Here is a 15,177-nt window from a genome sequence, read left to right on the forward strand (position 1 = left end):
TCAAAACCTCCAGATCAATTTCTTAGCGTCTGCTTAATATATGGTGGCCATTTTGCAAAAACTGGCTTCTTGAGCGGCGATTGCGTTCAATTCGTTCTTCAGCCAAGCGGTCAGCCGCTAAATACGTCGGAATGCCGTCACGCTGGGAAATTTCAAGGACGCGTTCAATATTGGCGTAAATGCCCTCAACCTTTTTCAGTGCACGTTCCGCATTATAGCCGTAAAGCTCATCCGCCACGTTGATAACGCCGCCCGCGTTGATGACGTAGTCCGGTGCGTAAACAATGCCCATTTCGTGAATTTGATCGCCGTGGCAAGTTTCTTTCAGCTGATTGTTAGCCGCGCCTGCAATCACTTTAGCTTTCAGCTGCTTAATAGTATCGTCATTAATGGTTGCACCAAGAGCACACGGCGCATAAATATCGCAGTTTTGTGAATAAATATCTTCTGGATCAACCGCACGTGCACCAAAATCTTGTACCGCACGTTCAACTGATTGCTTGTTGATATCCGTAACGATTAAGCTTGCTCCTTCTTCATGAAGGTGGCGGCATAGATTGTAAGCCACGTTGCCAACACCCTGTACAGCGATGGTTTTTCCTTCAAGAGAGTCCGTACCGAATGCAGCTTTAGCCGCAGCCTTCATGCCTTTATACACCCCGTAAGCCGTAACAGGAGACGGATTTCCTGAAGAGCCGAATGCAGGAGAAATACCTGTGACAAAATCTGTTTCATCATGAATGATATCCATATCCTCAACCGTTGTGCCGACATCCTCAGCCGTAATGTATCTGCCGTTAAGCCCTTGAATATAACGGCCGAACGCGCGGAACATTTCTTCATTTTTATCCTTGCGCGGATCGCCGATGATAACCGTTTTTCCGCCACCCAGGTTTAAGCCTGCCGCCGCGTTTTTATAAGTCATGCCTCTTGCAAGTCTCAGTGCGTCTTCAATCGCAGCTTCTTCATTTTCATACGTCCACATTCTCGTTCCACCGAGCGCTGGTCCCAATGTTGTATCATGAATTGCGATAATTGCCTTTAATCCTGATTGTTCGTCTTGGCAGAAAACCAATTGCTCATAATCGTATTGCTCCATATATTTAAAAAGTTCCATATCAGTTCCTCCTAAAGTGTGTATTCTTCAGATGCGCATAATGCCAGCGCGATCGAATACAGTTTGTTTTCAGCGGAATCCGCTCTGCTCGTTAATGCAATCGGCGCTTTGGCCCCCGTAATGACAGCCGCCACGTGTGCTTTCGCAAAATAAATCAGTGATTTATATAAAATATTTCCCGCTTCAATCGAAGGGACAAGAAGGATATCGGCGCTGCCCGCTACGTCTCCCGAAATCTTTTTCTGAGCCGCGGCAATTTGCGATACTGCGTTATCCAAGGCAAGCGGTCCATCTACAATGCACCCTTTAATCTGCCCTCTTTTGCACATTTGGGCGAGAGCAGCTGCATTGACCGTCGCTTCCATCTTCGGATTTACCGTTTCTACCGCTGCAAGGGCAGCCGCTTTTGGCATATTGTTCCCTACTGCACGCGCGACATGAACAGCATTTTGAAGAATCTGCTGAAGCTCCTCCAGCGAAGGGGCAATATTCATAGCCGAATCTGTCACAAACATGAGTCTCTCAAAGTCAGGAATATCAAACACGGCCACATGCGAAAGGACACGGGATTTCCGCAGCCCTTCCTGTTTGTTTAATACCGCTTTAAGCAAAACAGAAGTCGGCACATTTCCTTTCATTAAGACGTCTGCTTTTTTTTGATGAACAGCGCGAACCGCTAGCTTCGCCGATTCCTCCGGCGTATTGGCATGCATGATTTCCACTTGATGCCCTTGCATGGAGGATGTCAGGTCGTTCAGTTTTTTGCTGTCGCCCACTAATAAAAAACGGACGGACAAATGCTCGGCTGCCAGTTTCACAGCCCGGATCACTTCCTCATCCTCAGCATGAGCAACCGCAATGGTCTTGTTTTTGTACATCGACGCTTTGCCGATCAAATCTTTCAGCTTCATCAGTTACCACCTTTCTTGTCTCGACTCCGCTTTTTATTATGCAAGTTCTATGCCAGCTCGGTGCGATGCTGTCATGATGGATGCGAAGAAAGATTCGTGCAGGCGTTTGCGCTTATTCTGCAAGTTATTGCATGCCTTCATTTGCAAGGCCGTATTTATCCATTTTGTAATATAAATTTCGAATGCTGACGCCGAGGGCTTTCGCTGTTTTCGTACGGTTAAAATGATGCTTTTCCAGCGTTTGCTGAATCAAGTGCGCTTCAAATTTTTCAACGGCCTTAGACAGCTTTTCGCCTTCGATGTCAGGAAAATCAAAACCGGCTCCCTGTTCTGCGCTGCTTTCTTTTTTGTTCTATTTCAAATACAGGCAAATGCTCTTTTTCAATCCATTCCATGTGCGGCTTCAGAAAAATCATTGCTCGTCCAAGGACATTTTCCAGCTCGCGGACATTTCCCGGCCAATGGTAAGCCGACAATGCCCGCAAAGCCTGCTGGGTCAGTCCCTTTACATTCCGGCCGTAATCGCGGTTAATTTTTTGAATGAGCCTTTCACTGAGCGCTTCAATGTCTTCAATCCGGTGACGCAAAGGAGGGATAGAGATGGGATAGCGATTGATGCGGTAGTACAGATCTTCACGGAACGTCCCATCCGCCATTGCTTTTTCGATATTTACATTTGTGGCTGCAATAATTCTCACATTAACAGGGATTGCCTTCGTGCCTCCCACTCTAACGATCTCTTTTTCTTGAAGGACGCGCAGCAGTTTCGCCTGCATATTTTGCGTCAGCTCGCCGATTTCGTCTAAGAAAATACTGCCGTTATTGGCTTCTTCAAATAAGCCCTTCTTGCCGCCGCGCTTCGCTCCCGAAAACGCGCCTTCCTCGTAGCCAAACAGTTCTGATTCCAGAAGATTTTCTGAAAGAGCGGCGCAATTTACGCGGATGAATTTATTGTATTTCCTGTCGCTTTCGTTATGGATGGCATGGGCAAACAGCTCTTTGCCCGTGCCCGATTCTCCGCGCAGCAAAATCGTTGCCGGCGTTTTCGCGCCAAGCTTCGCCTGTTCAAGCGCAACCAGCATTTGCTCACTTTTGCCGATAATGTCGTCAAAAGTATATTTCGCTTCGAGCGTGCGGATAATCTGCCTGGCCCTGTTAAGCTCCGCGGTCAGCATTTTAATTTCTGACACGTCATGGATCACGCCGACACTGCCTTTTAAAATGCCATCCACAATCACCGGCGCTACATTGACGATGACCTCTTTTTCATTCGGGCCGACCTTCATTCTGACGCCGCGCACTGGGCGTCTTGTCTCAAGCACCTTTAAATGCATGCTTTCCCCTTCAGAAATATCAGTGCTCGCCGGCTTGCCGATGACTTCTTTTTCAGAAAGCCCAGTCATTTTTGTGTATGCTTTATTGATCAACAGGCCAATGCCGTTTTCATCAACGACAGAAATCGCCTCGTCGGAGGATTGTATAATCGCCTCCAGCATCGTGCGCACCTGTTTTAGATTTGTCACTTCCTCCGCCAGTTCGACCGCATCTGTAATATCCTTAAATACACTGAGTGCTCCGAGCAGACGTCCGCCTTCATCAATGATCGGCAGCCTTGTTGTTACAATTTGCAAATTTTCACCCAAGAGCTGTTTTTGATTGTATTCAGGCTCTCTCGTTTTTAAAATCCGAGGCATCTTTGTGCTCGGGATGACTTCTTTGATCGGACGTCCAATGACTTCCTCACGTTGTTTTCCCACCATATTTTCAGCCATATGATTAAACAGAATGATCTCTTCATTGATATCAATAAAAATCATTCCGTCGTGGGTGGAATTAAAGATTCGGTCATGTTTGTATGTTTGTTCTTTTAGCATTTGAATCAGCTGCTGTTTTTCTTCCATAAGCTGAAACACAATGTAAGCCATCTTTCCCGGCATAACAATGGTCTGCTCGTGTTTTTCCTGAAGGAGTTCGTCAAGTACAGCTTGTTCACCCGTTGTATGAATAACGATATCCGGCTTTTGTTGTATGTATGGTTTCCAATCAGATGAAACGGCAATTCCATAATGTTTTGCTTCTTTTAATCCCGGCGCTTCGGGGTTTTTGTCAACCACGGCAATAATGTCTATGATGGCTGTTTTAATGAGAATTTGTAATAACGCCGTTCCCCTTTTACCGGCACCTACGATCAGTACCTTCTGCATCCCAATACCCCTTTGTATGAAAAAATTTGCATACCTGTTTTTTCCGTTGCAATAATTTGCACAACCCTATGTTACCACGTTTTCTTCTCTTGACAAAATATTTTTTCCGCTGGACAATAAAGGAAATGAAAAATAAAGGGGTTTTCTGAACATGAGCCGACTTCTTGCGCTTTTGATTTTAGTGCTCCCCGGCGCCATTTCTGCTTTAGGCATTAAACTGATGAGAGATATGCTTTTCGGCCATACGGTAAAGCCATTTTCTTCTCTTTGGCTCCAAGGTTTATCAGGATTAATCTTTTTCGTTTTCGGCCTGTATGTGCTGGCCGGGTTCATCTTGTACAGAGACAGAAAACGCAATCAAGTCAGTCCGCGATTCAGAAAACAAAAGATGTAAAAAAGCCGGAGAATGCTCCGGCTTTTTTGTTCGCATTATTTATCAGGCAAGACGGTCTTGGCAATCGTTTTGTCCAGCGCTTCATAATCATAATAAGAAATCGTTTCATACAGCTCCTTACGCGTCTGCATATCATCAAGCCCTTCTTTTTGCGATCCGCGCTCCCTTATCAAGCTAAACATCCGTTCATAAGCCTTTGCCGCAGCTCTGAGCGAGGTGACCGGATAGATCACCATCTGAAACCCCATAGCAGCAAATTCATCTGCATGATAATACGGCGTTTTCCCAAACTCAGTCATATTGGCAAGAAGCGGGACAGGGATCTGTTCAGCAAACTGGCGAAATTCGTTTTCCGTTTGAAGCGCTTCAGGGAAAATTGCGTCCGCTCCCGCCTCAATGTATGCCAAAGCGCGTTTTATTGCGGATTCAAGTCCTTCCTGCGCTCTTGCATCTGTACGGGCGACAATCACAAGCGATGGTGCCGCTTGTTTCATGGCTTTTATTTTTTGCACCAATTCCTGAGCCGGGACAAGCTGTTTGCCATTCAAATGCCCGCATTTTTTCGGAAGCTGCTGGTCCTCTATTTGCACTGCTGCCACCCTTGCTTCCAGCATCTCGCGGGCGGTGCGGGCAGCGTTTAATACCCCGCCAAAACCCGTATCGATATCAACGAGCAAAGGCAGGTCTGCTGCGCGCACGAGATCTTTTGCCCGCTCGGCCATTTCTGCCGACGTAACAATTCCAAGATCAGGCAGCCCCCTGCTGGCCGTATAAGCCGCACCCGATAAGTATAAGGCAGAAAAACCGGCCTCCTTCGCAAGCAAGGCGGCCATCCCGTCATGAGCGCCGGGAATTTGCAATATTTCCGGCGCACACATCAGCTTGCGGAAGCGTTCAGCAAGTTCTTCTTGTGACGATTGCTCATTGACGATCCAAGACAAGATATGAGTCCTCCTTTCACATACAGAACATATCGACAAAATCGTTTACGCGTATCGTTTGTAATGTTTCAGAGCTGGTGCAGCGCTTGTAAATATGTTTTTGCTGCTTCTCTGGAAAATGGGTTTTAAGATTCGCAGAAAACTTTTCTAACAATTTTGGCACAGCCTCGTCTCTTCGAAAACGATGGCCCAGCGGAAATTCACATTCAACCATCTCTGTACTCGTTCCGTCTTTAAAATGAATCTGAACGGCATTTGAAATGGAGCGTTTATCTGGTTTGAGATAATCTTCCGTATATGCTTTGTTTTCAGTCACTTCCATTTTTTCTCGAAGTTTATCTATTCTTGGATCACTTGCCGTATCAGCCTCATAATGCTGTGCAGTGATATCACCGAATATCAAACCAATCGCTGTGATGTATTGCAGACAATGATCGCGATCCGCGGGATTATGCAGCGGGCCTTTTTTATCAATGATGCGGATAGCTGATTCATGCGTTTTGATAACAACACGGTCAATTTCATCGATACGGTCTTTGACATGCGGATGAAGAATGACGGCACACTCTGCCGCTGTCTGGGCGTGGAATTCCGCAGGATAAGAGACTTTGAACAACACATTTTCCATGACATACGCGTCAAGCGGGCGGGCGAGCTTGATCTCTTTCTTGTTCAATAAGACGTCTTGAAAGCCCCAGCCCGGAGCAGTCAAAGCTGTCGGATAACCCATTTCGCCTTTTAACGCCATCAGTGCGAGATGAACGCCCCTGCTGGTCGCATCTCCTGCGGCCCACGATTTGCGCGAGCCTGTATTAGGCGCATGCCGGTATGTCCGCAAGGCGGCATTGTCAATCCAAGCATTCGAAAGCGCATGATTGATTTCTTCCCTTCCGCCGCCCAGCAGCTTTGCGGCTACAGCCGTCGTTGCCACCTTGACAAACAACACATGATCAAGCCCGACACGGTTTAAGCTGTTTTCTAAAGCCAGCACACCTTGAATTTCGTGAGCCTTGATCATCGCTTCAAGGACGTCGCGAACCGTTAATGGCTCTTTTCCTTCAGACAGCCTCACTCTTGATACATAATCAGCCGCCGCAAGAATGCCCCCCAAGTTATCTGACGGATGCCCCCACTCCGCCGCAAGCCACGTATCGTTGTAATCAAGCCAGCGGATCATACATCCTATGTTAAATGCCGCCCGTACAGGATCAAGAACATATGACGTTCCCGGCACTCTGCTTCCGTTTGGCACAATGGTTCCGGGGACAATCGGGCCGAGCAGCTTGGTGCATTCGGGATAGCGGAGCGCTAAAATCCCGCAGCCGAGTGTATCCAGCAAAACGTGACCTGCCGTTGTAAACGCTTCTGAACTCGTAATCTCTTTCTCAAGCACATAGTCTGTTATTTCTTCAATGACATGATCCGTTTTCAGCATTCGCCCCATTCCTTTCATGAGTTGGATTTGTTCTCATATCGCGGACCTGTATAGCGGACACGCGGGCGGAACAAGCGGTTATTGGTATGCTGTTCAATCACATGTGCGCATAAGCCTGCCGTTCTCGCACTGAAAAAGACAGGTGTATACAATGGAATTGGTATACCCAGCATCCAATATACCGGGGCGGCGTAATAATCCAAATTTGGATAAAGCCCTTTTTCCCGCTCCATCAGCTGCTCCCCTGCTTCACACATTTCGTATAAACGGTGATCTCCGGCTTGATCGCATAACTGCTGAAGCGCTTCTTTCATCATAAGCGCTCTCGGGTCCATTTTTTTCATGTACACCCGGTGGCCGAAGCCCATGATTTTTTCTTTTCTTCTCAGTTTCGATAACAGGATTTGTTCAAAATCAGCCTTTGTTTTTGCCTCCAAAAGCATATACATGACCGCTTCGTTTGCGCCTCCATGAAGATTCCCCTTCAAAGAAGCTACTGCTCCTGTCAATGCGCCATAAAGATCCGATTGTGTTGAAGCGATCACCCTGGCCGTAAAGGTTGAATTCGGCATCTCATGCTCACTGTACAGAATGAGTGAACGGTCAAAGATCCGCTCTTCCAATGCGGACGGTATTTTCCCTGTCATCATGTATAGGAAATTCGCACTGTAGGAAAGGTGCTGAAGCGGAGGAATCGGTTTTCCTTTATTTATCTTTCTATAGCTGCTTGCTGTGAGCGCAGGCATTTTCCCTAAAAGCTCATAGGCGCGCTCCTTGTTTGCAGAAGGCGACCGATCGTCAATTTGGCGGTCGTAGCCGGCAAGAGCCGATACCCCGGTTCGCAGACAATCCATCGGATGTGTATGTTCAGGCAGCAGCTCAAGAAGACGGACAAGGTCAGCCGGCAGGTTTGAAGCGCTGTTGACCTTCCTTTTGACAGTTTCCGTTTCATTTTCATCCGGCAGCCTCCCCTCCAGCAATAGATGCACCAGTTCTAGATAGCTTTTGGTTTTTGAAAGATCAATTAAATCATAGCCTCGAATCAATATCTGGCTGTACTGTGTGTCAAGATAAGAAATATCCGTTTCTGCCGCGACGACCCCGTCCAGACCTGGAGAAAAAGGCTGTTTACCATCCATATTCTCAACCTCCGCTTTGCGTTATTATCTGTCAGATTGCGCCAAGCAGGTGCTTGGAAATAATGAGTCTTTGAATTTCATTTGTGCCTTCATAAATTTGTGTTACCTTTGCATCCCTAAGCAGCCGTTCGACCGGATAATCCTTCATATAACCATATCCTCCATAAATCTGGACTGCCTCAAGGGCAGCCTTCACCGCTGAATCGGAAGCAAATTGTTTAGCCATGGACGCTTCCTTTCCGCAGGCCAGGCCGCGGTTATGGAGATCTGCCGCATGATAGACAAGGTGCCTTGCCGCCTCTGCTCTTGTCGCCATATCGGCGAGCTTAAACGATATGCCTTGATTGGCTGCGATAGGCCTGTTGAATTGGACACGCTGTTTCGCGTAAGCAACCGCATATTCCAGGGCAGCCTCTGCGATTCCCAGCGCTTGTGCTGCAATGCCGATGCGCCCCACATTCAGATTCGCCATCGCGATTTTAAATCCATCGCCCTCTTCGCCCAGCAAATTCTCTTCCGGCACTTCCGCATTTTCAAATATCAGCTCTGTTGTATTGGACCCGTGAAGCCCCAGCTTTCTTTCTTTTTTGCCGACTGTAAAACCCGGTGTGTTCTTTTCAACGATAAAAGCCGAAATCCCGTTCCTGTTTTGGCCTGGGGCTGTTAAAGCAAACGTAATATAGAGGTCGGCGGCACCGCCGTTTGTTATGAAAATTTTCGATCCGTTTAAAATATATTTGCCGTTCTTTTTGATTGCTGTGGTGCGAAGGCTCCCGGCATCCGATCCAGAGTATGGCTCAGTCAGCGCAAATGCACCCAAATAGCTGCCTGAAGCGAGTTTCGGTATATATTTCACTTTTTGCTCTTCGTTTCCGAAGTACAAAATCGGATTTGTGCCCACTGAGGAATGAACCGAAAGAATGACACCGACCGCCGCGCTGATTTTAGAAATCTCATGAATGGCCAAAATATAAGAAACAACGTCCGCTCCAGCGCCGCCATACTGTTCCGGCACTGGTATTCCCATCAAGCCGTGTTCACCCATTTTCTTCATTAGCTGAAATGGAAATTCATCTGTTTTCTCCATGACCTCCGCAGCAGGAGCAATTTCTTTTCGGGCAAAATCCCGCACCATCTTTCGCATCATGACTTGCTCTTGGGTTAAATGCAACTCGGCCACCCCCGGATTGGAATTGACTTCAGGTATTCTTCTCCTCGCCGTAATGATAAAAGCCGCGTCCGCTCTTTTTGCCGAGCCACCCTGCTTTGACGTACTTACGAAGCAGCGGGCAAGGACGGTACTTGGAGTCTCCAAGCCCGGAGTGAAGGACTTCCATAATCGACAAACACGTGTCCAGCCCGATAAAATCAGCTAATTTAAGCGGGCCCATCGGGTGATTCATACCAAGCTTCATGACCTGGTCTATTGCGTTTGGCTCAGCTACCCCCTCATAAAGACAATAGATGGCTTCATTAATCATTGGCAGAAGCACACGGTTGGAGACAAATCCGGGAAAATCATTGACTTCCACCGGTGTTTTCCCCATTTTTTCTGCTAATGCCGTAATGGTTAATGCCGTTTCATCTGATGTCGCCAGGCCGCGAATAACTTCAACCAGTTTCATAACAGGGACGGGGTTCATAAAATGCATGCCAATGACGTGTTCTGGACGATTTGTGACAGCTGCAATTTCTGTTATAGGCAAGGAAGATGTATTGCTGGCCAAAAGCGTATGAGCCGGGCAAATATGATCAAGGTTTTTGAACAATTTAGTTTTTGCCGTCATGTTTTCTGCAATTGCTTCAATCACAACATCCGCATGCTGCGCCTCCTCCAGCGCGGGGGAAAGCGAAATGCGGCTGATAACAGCCTTCACTTCAGCTTCCGTCTTTCTTCCTTTTTCAGCAGCGCGGTTCAAATGCTTTTTTATGTGCTGAAACCCCGATTCCGCTGCCTCCGGATTCAAATCATACAGCCGCACATAAAAGCCGGCTTCAGCCGCTGTTTGGGCAATTCCGCTTCCCATCTGTCCGGCGCCGGCTACCATGATATGTTTGATTTCCATTCAAATCCCCTTCTCCGTCAATGTTTTAATGAACTTGAACCAAGACAGCGTCTCCCTGAGCCGCCCCGCTGCAAATAGCAGCAATACCCAGTCCGCCTCCCCGGCGCTTTAATTCGTACACAAGTGTCATCAAAATTCTCGCACCGCTAGCGCCGATCGGGTGGCCCAGCGCAATCGCTCCGCCATTTACGTTTACTTTTTCAAGATCAAATCCGACGATTTTTTCACATGTTAATACAACGGAAGCAAATGCTTCATTGACTTCAAAAAGATCAATATCCTGTAATGTAAAACCGGTCTTTTGGAGCAGCTTGTTTATTGCGTATCCCGGAGCGGCCGCAAGCTCATGCGCTTGCATTCCGGCTGTTGAAAAACCAAGAATGGTTGCAAGAGGACGCTTTCCTAGTTCAGCTGCTTTTTCCTCAGACATTAATACAAATGCTCCCGCTCCGTCGTTGACTCCCGGTGCATTGCCGGCTGTAATGGATCCGTCACTTGAATAAATCGGAGAAAGTTTCGCAAGCTGATCGAGAGTGGTATCGCGGCGAATCGCTTCATCTTTGTCAACAATGTTTGTTTTTCCTTTCCGGCCAAGCCAGCTGACAGGAACAATTTCTTCATCAAACTTTCCTTCATCGGCCGCCTCGGCCGACCGCTTGTGGCTTCGAAGGGCCCATTCATCCTGCTCTTTACGTGAAATTCCATATTCCTTGGCCGCCGTATTTCCGTGAACGGCCATGTGCACTTCATCAAAGGCGCACATTAATCCGTCATAAACCATTAAATCCCTTAGCTCACCGTTACCCATCCGCGCGCCCCAGCGGCCAGCGGGAACAGCATACGGAATATTGCTCATGCTCTCCATGCCTCCGGCAACAAGAATGTCCGCATCATGCGCCCGAATCATTTGGTCACATAGAGTGACAGCGCGAAGGCCGGAGGCGCAAACTTTATTCAGCGTTTCCGATGGCACACTCCAAGGCAGTCCGGCTATACGGGCAGCTTGCCGGGAAGGTATCTGGCCCGCACCGGCTTGGACAACCATACCCATGACCGCGCCTTCCGCCTGATCTCCAGAGACTCCGGCACGCTTTAACGCCTCTTTCATAGCAGCGCCCCCGAGTTCAGCAGCTTTTACTTCTTTTAATGCCCCGCCAAATTTACCAAACGGGGTTCTCGCAGCACTTACAATAACTGTTTTCCTCATAGTGTCACCTCAAATCGGAAGATAGACAGCGCTTACATTTCTTGATGTCTTCTATGAATGTATGCTTTGAAACAGGTATGAATGAATGAAAAAAGAAGGCTGCTCCGGCAGCCTTCTTGAAAACTAATTTCTTCTATTCAATTTCTTAGCGATGGCAGCAGCCCGCTCAGGAAAATCTGTGAAAATGCCGTCTGCTGCCATTTTCATCAAATGCTCCATATCGTCTGGCCGATTGACTGTAAAAGGCCTTACCTTAATCGAACTGTTCCGCATTTGATGCAGCACTTCATCCGTTATCGCCGGGCTATGCAGCTTTGGGTGGTAGCCGGCTGCCGGAATGGATTTTACATATTGATCAGCCTGATAAAGCACATCTGAGGTCAGCACCGCCCGCTCAATATGGGGTGCCAGCCGGCCGCATAAGGCTAAGCTTTCATGATTAAATGCGGACAGAATCGTTCTTTCTTCTATTTTAAATCGCTTTACTGCCTCAAGCACTTTTTCTTCCATTCCTTCATAGCGGATCACGCTGTTTTTCAATTCAATGTTAATCAGAAAATCCTTTTTTTCAGCCCACGAGAGCACGTCTTCAAGCAGCGGCACCCTTACATCGCCGACTGTTTGATGATGACCGGCAGCCGCATCCGCGGTTTTCAAGACATCGTACACCGTGTCCTTTACGAAACCTTTTAAGGATGTCGTCCGGTCGAGCCTTTCATCATGAATAACGGCAATACGTCCGTCTTTTGTCAGCTGAACATCAAGCTCTATTCCGTCTGCTCCGTCTTCAATCCCTTTTTTCAAATGCAATCATTGTATTTTCGGGATAATGACCTGATGCCCCCCGATGGGCAAAAATCTTTGTCATTGTTTCACCTCAAGCCTAAAGTTGCCCGTTTTCTTCATTATACTGATTTTGGCCTTGTCACTCTAGAATTAAGGTTTCTTGTACTCAGACTATTGCGCGTAATAAGAATCGATCCCCGCGACAATCGCGTCTGCAGCTTTTTCCTGATATACTTCACTCCCAAGCTTGTCCGCATCAGAGCTGTTTGTAATAAATCCAAGCTCAGCCAGCACGCTCGGCATTTGTGAATATGTAATGACATAAAAATCTGATTCTTTCACACCCCTGTTTCTTGTTTGCAAGGATGATACCAGCTCTGACTGAATATCTGATGCCAGCCGCTGACTGTTTTCCGCTTCATAATCAGACTGAAAGTACGTTTCCGTGCCTGAAGCGGAGGAAACGCCCGAATTCACATGAATACTCACAAAAAGATCGGCATGGTTTGCACTTGCTTTTGCCACTCTTTCCTCCAAGGTCAGAAAATGATCATCTGTCCTTGTAGCGACAGGATTCGCTCCTTCCGCTTTCAGCTTGTCCACAATATGACGGGAGACAGCCAAATTAATATTTTTCTCTAAGAGCCCGTTTCCGACTGCCCCGCTGTCTTTGCCGCCATGGCCGGCATCAATATATACCGTCTTCCCTGCTACCGGCTCTGCCGCTTGCGCACAGGGTGCGAGCATAAAAGCCAATCCGCATATCGCTAAACTCCTCCATAACATTCTCAACGTTTCTCCCTCCGGTCTGTCATTACGAATTCTTTTGCTGCTGAATATCTTCCAGCTGTAAGGTTCCGTTCTCTTTTTTTATATATTTCACCTGGACATTTGTATGATCTAGCAGATCCTCACAATCATCACGCTTGTCTCTCGGAACTTGTATCATGGTTTCTTCTCCGTTAAGGGAAACAGCGATTGTATGAGGATCGGCCGAGCCAATGTATTTGCCCTCTTCTGTAAACCTCGGAGCTGATTCATCCGCGCTTGCAATACTGCATCCGGAAAGCAGCAGTACAGTAAACAGAAATAGACCAGTTTGTTTCACATGATCACCTCTTCCTGATGTTTGGCTTTTATCTTTGACCAGAATGGCGGATTTGTAAAGCTTGCACAAAAGCCGGTACAACTTTTCCATGATTTTCAAAAGGGCTATCTGACCTGCTGATTTCCTGTTGTTAGAAAGAAAGCAAGCGGATTTGTCTATGAGGATGTCTCTAAAAGAGCAGCATTTTAGAAAAAATTAGCTGAAAGAAGCAACTTTATATTCATTTTAAAAAAAATTGATGAATACGGTGAGCAGATGGTTTGACGGAAGGGTTGGGCAGGGGTAAGCTTTAAAGAATATTTACTTTACAGAAAGAAGTTACAGCTCATGAAAAAATTCGTTCTGCTGCTAGCCGCGGCGGTCATCACTTGCTCCATTGGCCATCAAATCAAAGGCGGCTACAAAAGCCCCGAAAAAGAGCGAAGAAAACCACATTCGGCACTCAAGATATTCAGCCGGTGAAGCAGATTGATTGCATCAAATTTTACATATAGGCTAGAATATGTGCGAATCCAAACGAAAGAAGATGATCTTATGAATCCAAAGTACAAACCGCTCTTTGAATCATTTACATTCCGAAGCGGCGTTACGATTGACAACCGGATCGCGGTTGCTCCAATGACCCATTATTCTTCCAATGAAGACGGTACGATTTCTGAAGCGGAGCTGGACTATATCATCCCCCGTTCAAAAGAAATGGGAATGGTGATTACAGCATGCGCAAACGTCACGCCTGATGGAAAAGCGTTTTCCGGACAGCCAGCCATCCATGACGACTCACATATTGCCGGGCTAAAAAGATTAGCCCAAGCCATTCAAGCACAAGGGTCAAAAGCGATTGTGCAAATTCATCACGGCGGAATTGAATGCCCTGCTGAGCTCGTTCCGAATCAGGATGTTGTAGCGCCAAGTGACGTGTCTGATAACGGCAAACAAATGGCCCGCGCCTTAACAGAAGCAGAGGTTGAAAATATTGTGAAGGCTTTTGGAGAAGCGACAAGACGCGCCATTGAAGCCGGATTTGACGGTGTCGAAATTCACGGTGCAAACGGCTACTTGATTCAGCAGTTTTATTCTCCAAAAACAAATCAGCGCACAGACCGCTGGGGAGGAAGCGATGAGAAACGATTAGCCTTCCCGCTTGCTATTGTGGATGAGGTGAAAGAAGCAATTGCCGATCACGCGAAGGGTGCATTTTTAGTCGGCTACCGCCCGTCTCCGGAAGAGCCAGATACACCGGGACTGACAATGACAGAAACCTTCACGCTTGTTGATGCCTTAGTGGAAAAAGAACTGGATTACCTCCATATTTCATTGATGGACGTCAACTCCAAAGCGCGCCGCGGGGCAGACCCGACACGTACGCGCATGGACTTATTGAATGAACGTGTCGGACACAAGGTGCCTCTGATTGCTGTTGGTTCCATCCATTCTGCTGATGACGCGCTTGCTGTGATTGAAAACGGTATTCCGCTGGTGGCGATGGGGCGTGAAATTTTAGTTGATCCTGATTGGGCTGTAAAAGTAAAAGAAGGACGCGAAAAACAAATTGAAACAGTGATAAAAGGGACAGACAAAGAAAAATATCACTTGTCTGAGCCGCTATGGCAAGCGATTGTGAACACACCCGGATGGGTTCCTTATAAAGATTAATTTGACGTGACTGCCGGAATGTTTCGGCAGTCTTTTTTATAAAAAAAGACCCTTAAGAAAGGGTCCTTTTCGTCAATCGAATAGTTTGTGCACATATTTAAATGGCAAAATGAGAAGCTGACCAATTCCTTCGGTTAGAAAATCGAACAGCAGTCCGTCACGTTTTCTGTTTTTCTTTTTTCTCTTTTTCATTTTATGTCTCCTTTATACCTCATA

Annotated in this window: 13 protein-coding genes and 2 pseudogenes; 3 read left to right on the forward strand and 12 right to left on the reverse strand. The window is 47.0% G+C overall.

Going from position 1 to position 15,177, the window contains the following annotated elements; translation table 11 throughout:
* Positions 1 to 22 precede the first annotated feature (22 nt).
* The 3 genes and pseudogenes from bcd to AU387_RS07725 form a co-directional block, all read right to left on the reverse strand.
* A complete protein-coding gene (gene bcd / locus AU387_RS07715) occupies positions 23 to 1,117 on the reverse strand; it encodes a branched-chain amino acid dehydrogenase (RefSeq protein ID WP_059335392.1) in 1,095 nt (364 codons plus the stop codon).
* An 11-nt stretch (positions 1,118 to 1,128) separates the two neighbouring features.
* Positions 1,129 to 2,028 (reverse strand): phosphate butyryltransferase, encoded by a 900-nt coding sequence (yqiS, locus tag AU387_RS07720; RefSeq protein ID WP_044154664.1) that lies wholly within the window; start codon positions 2,026 to 2,028, stop codon positions 1,129 to 1,131.
* 124 nt (positions 2,029 to 2,152) lie between these two features.
* Positions 2,153 to 4,232, reverse strand: a pseudogene (locus tag AU387_RS07725) (sigma 54-interacting transcriptional regulator).
* A gap of 151 nt (positions 4,233 to 4,383) precedes the next feature.
* Here AU387_RS07725 and AU387_RS07730 point away from each other — a divergent pair.
* Complete coding sequence (locus AU387_RS07730; protein ID WP_024121990.1) at positions 4,384 to 4,626, forward strand: DUF2627 domain-containing protein; 243 nt, start codon at positions 4,384 to 4,386, stop codon at positions 4,624 to 4,626.
* A 35-nt stretch (positions 4,627 to 4,661) separates the two neighbouring features.
* Here AU387_RS07730 and prpB read toward each other — a convergent pair whose 3' ends face one another.
* From prpB to AU387_RS07775, 9 genes and pseudogenes are all read right to left on the reverse strand, one after another.
* Positions 4,662 to 5,567 carry a methylisocitrate lyase gene (prpB, locus tag AU387_RS07735; RefSeq protein WP_059335393.1) on the reverse strand — a complete coding sequence of 302 codons (906 nt, stop codon included), beginning with the start codon at positions 5,565 to 5,567 and terminating at the stop codon, positions 4,662 to 4,664.
* A gap of 16 nt (positions 5,568 to 5,583) precedes the next feature.
* Positions 5,584 to 7,002 carry a bifunctional 2-methylcitrate dehydratase/aconitate hydratase gene (locus AU387_RS07740; RefSeq protein ID WP_059335394.1) on the reverse strand — a complete coding sequence of 473 codons (1,419 nt, stop codon included), beginning with the start codon at positions 7,000 to 7,002 and terminating at the stop codon, positions 5,584 to 5,586.
* A 14-nt stretch (positions 7,003 to 7,016) separates the two neighbouring features.
* The gene (gene mmgD, locus AU387_RS07745) at positions 7,017 to 8,141 is read right to left on the reverse strand and encodes a citrate synthase (protein ID WP_059335395.1); all 1,125 of its coding nucleotides are present in this window, start codon (positions 8,139 to 8,141) and stop codon (positions 7,017 to 7,019) included.
* Between the two features lie 31 nt (positions 8,142 to 8,172).
* Complete coding sequence (locus AU387_RS07750; protein WP_059335396.1) at positions 8,173 to 9,312, reverse strand: acyl-CoA dehydrogenase; 1,140 nt, start codon at positions 9,310 to 9,312, stop codon at positions 8,173 to 8,175.
* A gap of 28 nt (positions 9,313 to 9,340) precedes the next feature.
* The gene (locus AU387_RS07755) at positions 9,341 to 10,207 is read right to left on the reverse strand and encodes a 3-hydroxybutyryl-CoA dehydrogenase (RefSeq protein WP_059293629.1); all 867 of its coding nucleotides are present in this window, start codon (positions 10,205 to 10,207) and stop codon (positions 9,341 to 9,343) included.
* A gap of 25 nt (positions 10,208 to 10,232) precedes the next feature.
* Positions 10,233 to 11,414 (reverse strand): acetyl-CoA C-acetyltransferase, encoded by a 1,182-nt coding sequence (locus AU387_RS07760; RefSeq protein WP_059335397.1) that lies wholly within the window; start codon positions 11,412 to 11,414, stop codon positions 10,233 to 10,235.
* 123 nt (positions 11,415 to 11,537) lie between these two features.
* Positions 11,538 to 12,282: pseudogene (locus AU387_RS07765) on the reverse strand (glycerophosphodiester phosphodiesterase).
* A gap of 89 nt (positions 12,283 to 12,371) precedes the next feature.
* The gene (locus AU387_RS07770; protein ID WP_082687862.1) at positions 12,372 to 12,992 is read right to left on the reverse strand and encodes an N-acetylmuramoyl-L-alanine amidase family protein; all 621 of its coding nucleotides are present in this window, start codon (positions 12,990 to 12,992) and stop codon (positions 12,372 to 12,374) included.
* Positions 12,993 to 13,014: 22 nt separating this feature from the next.
* The gene (locus AU387_RS07775; protein ID WP_059335655.1) at positions 13,015 to 13,308 is read right to left on the reverse strand and encodes a hypothetical protein; all 294 of its coding nucleotides are present in this window, start codon (positions 13,306 to 13,308) and stop codon (positions 13,015 to 13,017) included.
* Positions 13,309 to 13,635: 327 nt separating this feature from the next.
* Between AU387_RS07775 and AU387_RS21570 the strand changes: the two genes are divergently transcribed.
* Both AU387_RS21570 and AU387_RS07780 read left to right on the forward strand, forming a co-directional pair.
* Positions 13,636 to 13,770 carry a hypothetical protein gene (locus tag AU387_RS21570; RefSeq protein ID WP_024122000.1) on the forward strand — a complete coding sequence of 45 codons (135 nt, stop codon included), beginning with the start codon at positions 13,636 to 13,638 and terminating at the stop codon, positions 13,768 to 13,770.
* A 72-nt stretch (positions 13,771 to 13,842) separates the two neighbouring features.
* Positions 13,843 to 14,961 carry an NADH-dependent flavin oxidoreductase gene (locus tag AU387_RS07780; protein WP_059335398.1) on the forward strand — a complete coding sequence of 373 codons (1,119 nt, stop codon included), beginning with the start codon at positions 13,843 to 13,845 and terminating at the stop codon, positions 14,959 to 14,961.
* Positions 14,962 to 15,177 lie beyond the last annotated feature (216 nt).

The sequence above is a fragment of the Bacillus halotolerans genome (assembly GCF_001517105.1).
In the GTDB taxonomy this organism is placed as follows: Bacteria; Bacillota; Bacilli; order Bacillales; family Bacillaceae; genus Bacillus; species Bacillus halotolerans.

What these genes read in the sequence shown, in the direction of transcription:
- bcd (WP_059335392.1), bottom strand. Translation starts at nt 1,117, where the DNA reads ATGGAACTTTTTAAATATATGGAGCAATACGATTATGAGCAATTGGTT.
- yqiS (WP_044154664.1), bottom strand. Translation starts at nt 2,028, where the DNA reads ATGAAGCTGAAAGATTTGATCGGCAAAGCGTCGATGTACAAAAACAAG.
- AU387_RS07730 (WP_024121990.1), top strand. Translation starts at nt 4,384, where the DNA reads ATGAGCCGACTTCTTGCGCTTTTGATTTTAGTGCTCCCCGGCGCCATT.
- AU387_RS07740 (WP_059335394.1), bottom strand. Translation starts at nt 7,002, where the DNA reads ATGCTGAAAACGGATCATGTCATTGAAGAAATAACAGACTATGTGCTT.
- mmgD (WP_059335395.1), bottom strand. Translation starts at nt 8,141, where the DNA reads ATGGATGGTAAACAGCCTTTTTCTCCAGGTCTGGACGGGGTCGTCGCG.
- AU387_RS07755 (WP_059293629.1), bottom strand. Translation starts at nt 10,207, where the DNA reads ATGGAAATCAAACATATCATGGTAGCCGGCGCCGGACAGATGGGAAGC.
- AU387_RS07760 (WP_059335397.1), bottom strand. Translation starts at nt 11,414, where the DNA reads ATGAGGAAAACAGTTATTGTAAGTGCTGCGAGAACCCCGTTTGGTAAA.
- AU387_RS21570 (WP_024122000.1), top strand. Translation starts at nt 13,636, where the DNA reads ATGAAAAAATTCGTTCTGCTGCTAGCCGCGGCGGTCATCACTTGCTCC.
- AU387_RS07780 (WP_059335398.1), top strand. Translation starts at nt 13,843, where the DNA reads ATGAATCCAAAGTACAAACCGCTCTTTGAATCATTTACATTCCGAAGC.